The organism is Streptomyces sp. NPDC041191 (genome assembly GCF_055591945.1).
In genome coordinates this window covers 116,928-127,481 of the sequence record NZ_JBVIZC010000004.1, presented here as the reverse complement: position 1 = coordinate 127,481, position 10,554 = coordinate 116,928, and the positions used below count along the sequence as shown (strand labels likewise).

Annotated in this window: 10 protein-coding genes; 6 read left to right on the top strand and 4 right to left on the bottom strand. The window is 74.1% G+C overall.

Going from position 1 to position 10,554, the window contains the following annotated elements; translation table 11 throughout:
- Positions 1-14: 14 nt before the first annotated feature.
- The gene (locus tag ACZ6AQ_RS09420; protein ID WP_468758721.1) at positions 15-764 is read right to left on the bottom strand and encodes a ZIP family metal transporter; all 750 of its coding nucleotides are present in this window, start codon (positions 762-764) and stop codon (positions 15-17) included.
- 56 nt (positions 765-820) lie between these two features.
- Complete coding sequence (locus ACZ6AQ_RS09415) at positions 821-2,104, bottom strand: PP2C family protein-serine/threonine phosphatase (protein WP_468758719.1); 1,284 nt, start codon at positions 2,102-2,104, stop codon at positions 821-823.
- A 349-nt stretch (positions 2,105-2,453) separates the two neighbouring features.
- Here ACZ6AQ_RS09415 and ACZ6AQ_RS09410 point away from each other — a divergent pair, with 349 nt between their 5' ends.
- The gene (locus tag ACZ6AQ_RS09410) at positions 2,454-2,828 is read left to right on the top strand and encodes a PRC-barrel domain-containing protein (RefSeq protein WP_468758717.1); all 375 of its coding nucleotides are present in this window, start codon (positions 2,454-2,456) and stop codon (positions 2,826-2,828) included.
- A 101-nt stretch (positions 2,829-2,929) separates the two neighbouring features.
- Here ACZ6AQ_RS09410 and ACZ6AQ_RS09405 read toward each other — a convergent pair whose 3' ends face one another.
- Together ACZ6AQ_RS09405 and ACZ6AQ_RS09400 are read right to left on the bottom strand one after the other, a co-directional pair.
- Positions 2,930-3,223 (bottom strand): YkvA family protein, encoded by a 294-nt coding sequence (locus ACZ6AQ_RS09405; RefSeq protein WP_468758716.1) that lies wholly within the window; start codon positions 3,221-3,223, stop codon positions 2,930-2,932.
- 78 nt (positions 3,224-3,301) lie between these two features.
- Positions 3,302-4,054 carry a D-Ala-D-Ala carboxypeptidase family metallohydrolase gene (locus tag ACZ6AQ_RS09400; protein ID WP_468758714.1) on the bottom strand — a complete coding sequence of 251 codons (753 nt, stop codon included), beginning with the start codon at positions 4,052-4,054 and terminating at the stop codon, positions 3,302-3,304.
- Between the two features lie 396 nt (positions 4,055-4,450).
- Between ACZ6AQ_RS09400 and ACZ6AQ_RS09395 the strand changes: the two genes are divergently transcribed.
- The 5 genes from ACZ6AQ_RS09395 to ACZ6AQ_RS09375 all read left to right on the top strand — a co-directional run bounded on the left by ACZ6AQ_RS09395 (position 4,451) and on the right by ACZ6AQ_RS09375 (position 10,540).
- Positions 4,451-5,206, top strand: coding sequence for an alpha/beta fold hydrolase (locus tag ACZ6AQ_RS09395; protein WP_468758713.1), 756 nt, complete (start codon positions 4,451-4,453; stop codon positions 5,204-5,206).
- Positions 5,203-5,829, top strand: coding sequence for a hypothetical protein (locus ACZ6AQ_RS09390; protein WP_468758711.1), 627 nt, complete (start codon positions 5,203-5,205; stop codon positions 5,827-5,829). The genes ACZ6AQ_RS09395 and ACZ6AQ_RS09390 overlap by 4 nt, the downstream gene beginning before the upstream one ends.
- A gap of 201 nt (positions 5,830-6,030) precedes the next feature.
- Complete coding sequence (locus ACZ6AQ_RS09385) at positions 6,031-7,731, top strand: glycoside hydrolase family 13 protein (protein ID WP_468758710.1); 1,701 nt, start codon at positions 6,031-6,033, stop codon at positions 7,729-7,731.
- A gap of 83 nt (positions 7,732-7,814) precedes the next feature.
- Entirely contained in the window at positions 7,815-8,813 is a 999-nt protein-coding gene (locus ACZ6AQ_RS09380; RefSeq protein ID WP_468758708.1) for a TIGR03885 family FMN-dependent LLM class oxidoreductase, read from the top strand.
- Positions 8,810-10,540 (top strand): alpha-amylase family protein, encoded by a 1,731-nt coding sequence (locus ACZ6AQ_RS09375; RefSeq protein WP_468758706.1) that lies wholly within the window; start codon positions 8,810-8,812, stop codon positions 10,538-10,540. The genes ACZ6AQ_RS09380 and ACZ6AQ_RS09375 overlap by 4 nt, the downstream gene beginning before the upstream one ends.
- Positions 10,541-10,554: the final 14 nt, after the last annotated feature.

The window sequence follows — 10,554 nt, the reverse complement described above, 5'->3', positions numbered from 1 at the left end:
GAACCCCACCCTCCTCAGACGTGCGAGAGGGCGAACGCCGACAGGAACCCGACCACGGTGACGAGCCCGGTCATCAGGTGCACCCTGCTGTACGCCTCGGGGATCATCGTGTCCGCGATCATCGCCAGGATCGCCCCGCCGGCCACGGCCGTGATCGCCGCCAGCACCGTCTCCGGCGCGCCGCCCAGCAGCGTGTACCCGGCCAGCGCGGCCAGGCCCCCGGCCAGGGCGATGCCTCCCCACAGGGTGAACACGTACCGGCGGCCGCGCCCGGCGGCGCGCATCCCGGCGGAACTGGCCAGCCCCTCGGGGAGGTTGCTGACGAACACCGCCCCGACCGTCGCCACGCCCAGATGCCCGCCCCCCAGCAGGCCGGTGCCGATGACGACGGACTCCGGTATCCCGTCCAGGAGCGCCCCCAGCGCGATGGCGTTCCCCGAGCCGGGCTGCTCGGCCTCGGACGGCTGCTGTTCCCCGGAGCGCTTGCGGTGCCGGGCGCCCCGGCGGGCCAGCAGGGCGTTGGCCCCCGAGTAGACGACCGCTCCGCCGACCGCCCCGCCGACCACCGGCGCCATGCCGGAACGCTCGTACGCCTCGGCGAACAGCTCGAACGACACCGCCGACATCAGCACGCCGCTGCCGAAGGCCATGACGAGGGCGATCAGCCGGGGAGGGACCCGTACCAGCGAGCCGACGGCCGCCCCCACCAGCAGGGCCGCCCCCGCGAACAGACCCCACGCTCCCGCGATCAACGCTCCGGTCACAACCGCCCCTTTCCCCACCGTCCACGGGGGCACCGTGCCCACCGGACGCACCACGCCTACCCGGGGAACGGGGGACCATCGGTGCGCGGGGGCACGTGGACGGCCAGGACGGCGGTGTCGTCGTCCACGCCGGTGCCGAAGGTGCCGAGCAGGTCGCGGACCGCGTCGACGGCGCCCGGCGCCGTGGTGGGGGCCAGCGCGCGGCCGAAGTCGAGGAGGGCGTCGTCGCCGTACCGGTCCTCGCCGCCGCCGGCGGTACGGGCCTCGGTGAGGCCGTCGGTGTACAGCAACAGGGTGTCGCCGGGAAGCAGATGGACCGTGGTGGTGGCGATGTGGACGTCGGGGAGGACGCCGATGAGCTGCCCGCCGGGGGTGGGGAGGTAGTCGGCGGTGCCGTCGGCGCGCATCAGCAGGGCCGGGGGATGCCCGCCGGCGGCCAGGGTGATGCGGAAGCCGCCCCGCTCCCGGTCCGGGGTGAGCAGGCCGAAGAGGACGGTGCAGAACCGGGGGTCGTCGCCGTTGTACTCGTGGTTCAGGACCGTGTTGAGGTTGTCGAGGACGGCGGCCGGATCGGGGTCGTAGACGGCGGCGGCGCGCAGGGTGTAGCGGGTCAGGGAGGTGAGGGCCGCCGCCTCGGCCCCCTTGCCGCACACGTCGCCCAGGAACAGCCCCCAGGTGCCGGCGGACAGGGGGAACAGGTCGTAGAAGTCGCCGCCCACCTCGTCGGTGGAGGCGATGTGGTAGTACGCGGCGACGTCCAGGCCCGCCACGTTCGCCAGCGCCGGGGGCAGCAGGGTCTTCTGCAGGGTGGTGGCCAGGTCCTGGAGGCGGTCGCGTTCCCGGTCGGCCCTCCTGCGGGCGCGCAGCAGTTCCGCCTCGTAGGCGCGGCGGTCCCGGGCGTCGAGGACGACGGTGCGGATCAGCGACGGCTCTCCGTCGTCACCGGTCCTCACCGCCGAGGTGGCGATGACCGGCAGACGGGAGCCGTCGGCGGTCTTCAGCTCCAGGGCGATGCCGTTGAGCCGGCCCTGCATCCTGAGCAGGGGGGCGTAGTGGGTCTCGTGGTAGAGCCGGCCGCCGACGGTGAGCAGGTCGGAGAAGCGCGCGCGGCCCACGAGGTCGTCCCGCGCGTGGCCGAGCCACTCCAGCAGGGTGGTGTTGATCCGCACGATCCGGCCGTCGGGAAGGGTGGACAGATAACCGCAGGGAGCGTGTTCGTACAGGTCCTCGGCGCTCTCCTCCAGGAGGGGGAACCGCTCCCGCCCGTCCGCCGGTTCCCGGGCCGCGCCCCCGTCCCCGCGTCCGTCCCCGCGTCCGTCCTCGCCGGTTCCGCGCGTCACCGGGGGACCTCCGTGGACACGGCGACGCCCGCGGCGGTCTTCCCGGGGGCGACGGGTCCGGACCCGCGCGCCGGCGTCACCGCGGGCCCGGGGGCTCGCCGGGTCACGGTCACGCGGTTCCCGCGGCGCACGTCCATGCGCCCATTTTCGCAGACGGCTTCCGTTCACCCGGTCGCCGAGGCGGGAGGAACGGGCCGGACCGCGGCCCGGGGAGCGGGTTGTCCACCCCGTCTCCCGTCCGGCCGTACGGGTGTGGCGCGCGGCCCCCGGGGCAGACGGGCCCCCGGGACCGCGGCGGGTGCGCGGGGCGCGGTCCGGCAGGACGTCCGAGAACGGAGGAGGGACCGGCATGGCGGAGAACGTGTGGAGCTACGGGCAGGCATTCGCCCATCTGGTGGGCACCGATCTGGCCGGATGGAGGGTCGAGGCGACCGACGGACACGTCGGGAAGGTCGACAAGCACTCCGAGGAGGCCGGTGACGCCTATCTGGTCGTCGACACCGGCGGGTGGATCTTCGGCAAGGAGGTGCTGCTCCCGGCGAGCACGGTGACGCGGATCGACCTGGAGGGGAAGAGCGTCCACGTCGGCCTGACCAGGGACCGGATCAAGGGGGCGCCGGAGTTCCGTGCCGACGCACACCTCGCGGACCGGCAGCACCGGGAGGAGATCGCGGTGTACTACGGGGAGGGCAGGGCATCCGGGGGCAGGCCGGGCGCGCTTTGAGGGCCCGCAGGCAGACGGAAGGGGCGGCTCCCGCGTACGGCGCGGGAACCGCCCCTCCGCGTGCGGGGACGGCGCGTGGAGCGCGGCTGACGCCGGGCCGTTCAGCCCGACAGCTTCTCGCGGTCCGTCCCGCTCCCGGAGACCGCGGAGTGCAGGGCCCGCAGGGCCACCAGGAGGACGCCGATGTCGTCCAGGTAGACGGGATCGGGGATCAGGTCGACCGGGGACACCGTGTAGATCACGGCCGTCCAGAAGAGGGCCTTGGACCGCAGGGGGACGCCGGCGTCCGTCAGCAGCTTGCGGGTCCGCAGGACGCGGACGAAGAGGACGGCCGCGCATCCCGCCGTCACGAGCACGAGAACCGCGGCCACCACGAACCAGAGGGAGCTGTCCATGGGGCTCTCCTACCCCGTCTCCCGGACCCCACCGGCCGGACCGTCCCCCGTGGACCCCCTGGGGGACGGCCCGCCGGGTCAGATGCCGCAGCCGGAGGCGGACCAGAAGCGGCCGGCCCGGTGATCGACGTGGGTGTGGTCGCCGTGGCCCGGGTAGCCGGGGCCGAGGATGCCGTTGAAGCCGTGGTTGCGCGCCTGCTGGGCGAGCCGGCACAGCGAGTGGGGCCCGGCGCCGAGGTCGGCCGCGTCGCCGTACAGATGACGGCTGGAGGAGGCGCCGCCGACCGCGCTGTTGCACGCCTGGCTCCGGAAGCCGCTGGTGACGCGGAGGGGTTGGTCACCGAGGGCGTGCCGGAGGGCTTCCAGCTTCCACATGGTGCGCAGGGCGTTGGACTTGGCGGTGGCCGCGCTCACCGCGCCGCCCGCCCAGGTGCTGTTGCAGGTGTTCAGCTCCGCGTAGGTGAAGTGGAGGGGCGTGCAGTCGTCGTCCTGGAGCGCGTAGATCTTGTTGAACGTCGCGGGTCCCGCGATGCCGTCGGCGACCAGTCCGTAGGCGGCCTGGAAGCGCTTGACGGCGGCGGCGGTCCCCGGTCCGTAGACGCCGTCGACGGCGAGCACTCCGCCGTAGCCGGGATAACCGGCCACGCGGATCTGAAGCGCCGTGACGTCGGCGCCGGACGCGCCCTGGGAGAGCGTGCGCGACCAGGTGAGGCAGCCGTCGGCCCGCGCGGTGCCCGCGGTGGCGGCCACTCCGGCCGATGTTAAGGCCATGGTCATGACAAATGAGAGGAAGAGGCGCAGGGAGAGGGAGCGTGCGGTGCGGCGGGCCATCGAGCCTCCGTCGTCGTGCGGATGGGTGCGATCCGTGAGTACGGCACCCCGAGACTGGCGGGCCCGCCGGTGCCCGTCAACACCGCCGTCGCCGTCGCCGTTGCCGCCGTCGTCGTCACCGCCGTCATGGGGTCGCCCCGTGGCGGCGGATGGCCGGTTCCGCACGGTGACGTGGCTCCCGGCGGACGGCCCGCGCGAAGCGGCGCGGCCGGTACGCGGCGGCCGGCGGCGGCGCTGCGGCCGGTCCGGGAGCGGCACGCCGACCGGAAGGGCCCGCACGCACCGGGCCCAGGCCCGGTCGGCCCACGCCGTGACCTGCGCCGTTCGCGTCGAGAGCGCCGCCCTCCAGCCCCGGGCCGAGCGTGTACGGGCTCTCGGACGGGTGATAGTGGACGGATGGAACAGCGCGTTCAGGCCGGTCTCTTCACCCGTTCCTTCGGGCCTCCGCCCCGCGCGGGCGCGCCGACGGCGGTGCTGGTGCACGGGCTCGGGCTGTCGGGCCGTTACTTCGTGCCGCTGGCGCGGCGGCTGGCGGCGGACGGGGCCGCCGTGCTCGTACCCGACCTGCCGGGCAACGCGCGGTCGCGGCCCGCCGCGCGCCGGATGCCCGACGTGGTGCGGACCGCCGACGCCCTCGCCCGCTGGCACCGGCGGCTCGTGCCGGGACCGAGCCTGCTGGTCGCCAACTCGGTCGGCTGCCAGGTGGTCGCGGCCCTCGCCGCCCGCCATCCGTGCCTGGTCCGCGGACTCGTCCTGCTCGGCCCGGCGCTCACCCCGGGGGCGTCCGCAGGGCGCCAGGGCGGCCGGCTGCTCGCGGACGCGTTCCGCGAACCGCCCTCCCTGGTCGGGGTGGCCGTGGCGGACTACCTGTCCACCGGTCCCTTCCGTTTCGCCGCGTCCCTGCGCCACGCCCTGCGGGACGCCGCCGGGGCGTTCGAGGGGCATCTGGCGCGGATCGACGCGCCGACGCTCGTCGTGCGCGGGAGCGGTGACACCATCGCCTCCGGTGCATGGGTCCGGCGGGTGGCACGGCTGGCCGCCGACGGGCGCGCGACCGAGGTGCCGGGCGCCGCGCACGCCGCGCACTACAGCGCGCCGGACGCCGTGGCCGGACTGATCCAGAGATTCGCGGCAGGAGAAGAGAAGGCATGAAGGCACCGGACCCGTCCGACCCGACCGGCTCGTCCGACCCGACCGGCTCGTCCGATCCATCGGGCCCGACCGACCCGTCCGACCCGTCCGGTACGCCAGGTGCGTCCGGGGCGTCCGGCCGTCCCCCGTCCCCCCACGCGGCCCACCGCCTGCCGTCCACCCGCACGGACCACCGGTCCACGTGGCTGCGCCTGCTGCCCGGGATCTCCTCGGAACGCCGGGGCTTCGTCCTGGCGTGGTGGGGGTTCGCCCTCACCTTCGGCTGCATGCGCCTGCTCACCTGGCTGATCCACATCGACGTGGCCGGGGTGGGGGACGTGCAGGCCGGCGACGTGCACATCCACCACTACGTGTGGGGCATCCTGCTGCTCGCCGTGGTGGGGGCGGCGGGCCTCGTGAAGCGCTCGGCACGCGCGCGGGCCTGGATGGGACTCGCCTACGGCGTCGGCCTGGCCCTGATCGTCGACGAGGCGGCGCTGCTGATCAGCCTGGAGGACGTGTACTGGGACACCGAGGGCTGGGTCAGCATCGCCCTGGCCGTCGCGCTGATCGCCGTCGTGGGAGGCGTGCTCGCGGTGACGCGCGGGCGGTCCGGCCCGGCCGGGAAGCGGGACGACGGCTGAGCGGGGGCGGGAGACGGCCCCGGCCGACCGCTCCGGCGGGCGCCGGACGACGGGCCCCGGGAACGGAGGCGGGCCCGTGGACAGGAACGGACGCGGACGCCGGGACGGCCGCGGAGACGCGGCCCGGCCGGGCCGGTTCGTCCGCCGCGTACGGGAAAGGGAATCCATGTCCCGTGACCCGACGCCCGGAGGAGAACGCCGATGACGCCCGGCAGCGCGACGCAGGAGGACGACCCGTGGTGGAAGTCCGCGGTCGTCTACCAGATCTACCCCCGCAGCTTCGCCGACTCCGACGGCGACGGCATCGGCGACCTGGACGGCATCACCGCACGCCTGGACCACCTCGCGGACCTCGGAGTGGACGTCCTGTGGCTCTCGCCCGTCTACCCGTCGCCGCAGGACGACAACGGCTACGACATCAGCGACTACCAGGACGTCGACCCCGTCTTCGGCGACCTGGCGGCCTTCGACCGCCTCCTCGCGGCGGTGCACGGGCGCGGCATGAGACTGATCATGGACCTGGTCGTCAACCACACCTCCGACGAGCACCCGTGGTTCCGGGAGTCGCGCGACCCCGGCAGCCCCCGGCGCGACTGGTACTGGTGGCGCCCGCCCCGCGACGGCCGCGAGCCCAACAACTGGGGCTCCTTCTTCTCCGGTTCCGCCTGGACGCACGACCCCGCGAGCGACGCGTACTACCTCCACCTGTTCTCCCCGAAACAGCCCGACCTCAACTGGGAGAACCCGGAGGTCCGCCGGGCCGTGTACGCGATGATGCGGTGGTGGCTGGAGCGGGGCGTGGACGGCTTCCGGATGGACGTCGTCAACCTCCTCTCCAAGGACCCGGCCCTGCCCGACGGCGCACCGCGCGGCGACGGCCCGTACGGCGACGGGTCGCCCTCCTACGTCTGCGGGCCGCGCCTCCACGAGTACCTGCGGGAGATGCACCGCGAGGTCATGGCCCACCATCCCGGCCGGCTGCTCACGGTGGGGGAGATGCCCGGCGTGACCGTCGAACAGGCCCGGTTGTTCACCGACCCGCGCCGCGCCGAACTCGACATGGTCTTCCAGTTCGAGCACGTCGGACTCGACCACGGCGCCCACAAGTTCGACCCGCGCCCCCTGCGGCTCACCGACCTGAAGGCGTCCCTGGGCCGCTGGCAGACCGGCCTCGCGGACGTCGGCTGGAACAGCCTGTACTGGAACAACCACGACCAGCCCCGCGTCGTCTCCCGGTTCGGCGACGACGGCCCCCGCCACCGGACCCGGTCCGCGACCATGCTGGCCACCGTCCTGCACCTGCACCGGGGCACCCCCTACGTCTACCAGGGGGAGGAGCTGGGCATGGCCAACGCGCCCCTGCGCACCATCGAGGACTTCCGGGACATCGAATCCCTCAACCACTACGCGCAGGCGCTGCGCGCGGGGGCGGAACCCGAGGAGGTCCTGCCCGGACTGCGGGCGATGGGGCGGGACAACGCCCGTACCCCCATGCAGTGGGACGCCTCCCCGCAGGCCGGCTTCACCACCGGCACCCCCTGGCTCCCGGTCAACCCGGACCACACCGAGGTCAACGCCGCCGCCGCCCGCGCGGACCCCGGCTCCGTCTACCACCACTACCGGCGCCTGATCGCCCTGCGCCACGAGGAACCGGCCGTCGTGCACGGCGACTTCACCATGCTGCTGCCCGACGACGAACGGGTGTACGCCTTCACCCGGCACCACGCGGCGACCACGCTGCTGGTCCTCGGCAACTTCACCGGCGACACCGTGACCGTCGACCTCCCCGGCGGCTGGGAGGGCGCCGAACTCGTCCTGGGCAACGGGCCGTCCGCCCCGGTGGAACACGGACGCACGGTCCTCGCCCCCTGGGAGGCGAGGGTGCACCGGCGCACCGGGTGAGGCGCGGGGGACGCGCGGGCGGGAGGCACCGCGCGCCGCCCCGCGCCGCCGATGATCCCCGCACCGCGGGGTAGGCGCGCCCCATGACCGTCTACGGATTCCACGCCTCGCACGAACAGGTCCCGCCCGCCGACCTCCTGGCCGCCGTCGTCCGCGCGGAGGAAGCCGGCTTCGGCGCCGCCATGTGCTCGGACCACTTCTCGCCCTGGAGCGTCCGCCAGGGCGAGTCCGGCTTCGCGTGGTCCTGGCTCGGCGCCGCCCTCCAGGCCACCGACCGCATTCCCTTCGGCGTCGTCAACGCCCCCGGACAGCGCTACCACCCCGCGATCGTCGCCCAGGCCGTCGGGACCCTCGCCGCCATGTACCCGGGCCGCTTCTGGGCGGCCCTGGGCAGCGGCGAGGCGTCCAACGAGCACATCACCGGCGACCGGTGGCCGCGCAAGGACGTCCGCAACGCGCGGCTGCGCGAGTGCGTCGACGTCATCCGGGCCCTGCTGCGCGGCGAGGAGGTCAGCCACGACGGACTGGTGACCGTGGACCGGGCCCGGCTGTGGACCCGCCCCGACACCGTTCCGCCGCTGATCGGCGCCGCGTGCAGCGAGGCCACCGCGGGCTGGTGCGCCGAGTGGGCCGACGGACTCGTCACCGTCAACGCCCCGCGCGAACGGCTGCGCCGGATCGCGGACGCCTACCGCTCCGCCGGCGGCACCGGCCCCCTGTACCTCCAGGTCCACCTCAGCTGGGACCCCGACCCGGACACCGCCCTCGCCGTCGCCCACGACCAGTGGCGCACCAACGTGCACGGCCCGCCCGCGAGCTGGGACCTCGACACGCCCGAACTGTTCGACTCCGTCAGCGAGCACGTCACCCCGGAGCGGGTCACCGGGAGCGTCAACGTCTCGGCCGACCTCGGACAGCACGCCGCCTGGCTCCAGGAGTACGCCGACCTCGGCTTCGACACGGTCATGCTCCACCACGTCGGGCGCGAACAGAGCGCCTTCGTCGACGCGTTCGGCGACAAGGTGCTGCCCCGGCTCGACGCGACCCCGGCCGCTCCCGCGTACGCGGAGGACGCCCGATGAGACTGACCCGGACCTCCGACCTGTGGTGGAAGAACGCGGTCGTCTACTGCCTGGACGTGGAGACCTACCAGGACGGCGACGGCGACGGCATCGGGGACTTCGCGGGCCTGACCCAGCGGATCGACCACCTCGTCCGCCTCGGCGTCACCTGCGTGTGGCTGATGCCGTTCTACCCGACCCGGGAACGGGACGACGGATACGACATCACCGACTTCTACGCCGTCGACCCCCGCCTGGGCACCCTCGGGGACTTCACCGAGTTCGTGCGGACCGCCCGCGACCGGGGCATCCGGGTCATCGCCGACCTGGTCGTCAACCACACCTCCGACCAGCACCCCTGGTTCCGCGAGGCCCGCTCCAGCCGCACGTCCCCCCGCCGCGACTGGTACGTCTGGTGCGACGAACCGCCCGAGGACGGTCCCCGCGGCATCGTCTTCCCCGACGCCGAGAAGAGCCTCTGGGAGTACGACGAGAAGACCGGCCAGTACTACCTGCACCGCTTCTACCGGCAGCAGCCCGACCTCAACGTGGCCAACCCGGCGGTACGGGACGAGATAGCCCGCATCATCGGCTTCTGGACGCAGCTGGGCCTGTCCGGCTTCCGCGTCGACGCGGTCCCCTTCCTCCTGGAGACCGACGGCCAGGACGACGCCGACCGACTGCCCGACCCGCACGCGTACCTGGCCGACCTGCGGGCCTTCCTCGGGCGCCGCAACGGAGAGGCGGTCCTTCTGGGCGAGGTCAACCTGCCCTACCCCGACACCATGAAGTTCTTCGGCGACCCGGAGTCCGGCCGGGGCGACGAACTGACCATGTGCTTCGACTTCATCGGCATGCAGAAGATGTACCTCTCCTTCGCGCGCGGGGAGGCCGGGCCGCTCGCGGAGGCCCTGCGGGAACGCCCGGAAGCCCCGCGCGACGGCCACTGGGCGACCTTCGTCCGCAACCACGACGAGCTGACGCTCGACAAGCTCGACGACGCCGAACGCGCCGAGGTGTTCGCCGCCTTCGGCCCCGACGAGGACATGCGGCTCTACGGCAGGGGACTGCGCCGCAGGCTGCCGCCCATGGTCGGCGGCGACCGCCGGCGCGTGGAGCTGGCCCACAGCCTCCTCTTCACCCTGCCCGGCACGCCCGTCCTCTTCTACGGCGAGGAGATCGGCATGGGCGAGAACCTCGCCGCGGAGGGCCGGCAGGCCGTCCGCACCCCCATGCAGTGGACGGCGGACAGGGGCGCCGGGTTCTCCACCGCCGGGAGCGACGCCTTCCCCAACCCGATGCCCCGGGGCGCGTACGGGCCGAAGCGGGTCAACGTCCGGGACCAGGCCCACGACCCGGACTCGCTGCTCACCCGCGTACGGACCCTGATCGAGCGCTACCGCGAAGCACCCGAACTGGCCTGGGGCCGCACCGAGGTGCTCGACGTGGACGACCCCGGAGTGCTGGCCCACGTCGCCTCGCTGCCGGAAGGAGCGGTCCTCGCCCTGCACAACTTCTCCGACCGGCGGACCGGCGCGACCACGGCCGTGCCCGGACTGCAGGGCGGCCGTCTCCTCACCGACCTGTTCACCGGCGACACCGTCAGGGCGGCGGCCGGCGGCCGGGTGGGCGTCGACCTGGAACCGTACGGCTACCGCTGGCTGCGGGTGAACACCCCGCTGGACGACCCGGAGCGCACCGCCGCCGTCCGGCCGGGCCCCGAGAACGCCCGCCGCCCCGGAGCGTGAAGCCCGCGGCACGG

Bases quoted from the DNA above. Each gene is read 5' to 3' on its own strand.
- ACZ6AQ_RS09375 (WP_468758706.1), top strand. From the start codon at position 8,810: ATGAGACTGACCCGGACCTCCGACCTGTGGTGGAAGAACGCGGTCGTC.
- ACZ6AQ_RS09410 (WP_468758717.1), top strand. From the start codon at position 2,454: ATGGCGGAGAACGTGTGGAGCTACGGGCAGGCATTCGCCCATCTGGTG.
- ACZ6AQ_RS09405 (WP_468758716.1), bottom strand. From the start codon at position 3,223: ATGGACAGCTCCCTCTGGTTCGTGGTGGCCGCGGTTCTCGTGCTCGTG.
- ACZ6AQ_RS09400 (WP_468758714.1), bottom strand. From the start codon at position 4,054: ATGGCCCGCCGCACCGCACGCTCCCTCTCCCTGCGCCTCTTCCTCTCA.
- ACZ6AQ_RS09390 (WP_468758711.1), top strand. From the start codon at position 5,203: ATGAAGGCACCGGACCCGTCCGACCCGACCGGCTCGTCCGACCCGACC.
- ACZ6AQ_RS09395 (WP_468758713.1), top strand. From the start codon at position 4,451: ATGGAACAGCGCGTTCAGGCCGGTCTCTTCACCCGTTCCTTCGGGCCT.
- ACZ6AQ_RS09380 (WP_468758708.1), top strand. From the start codon at position 7,815: ATGACCGTCTACGGATTCCACGCCTCGCACGAACAGGTCCCGCCCGCC.
- ACZ6AQ_RS09385 (WP_468758710.1), top strand. From the start codon at position 6,031: ATGACGCCCGGCAGCGCGACGCAGGAGGACGACCCGTGGTGGAAGTCC.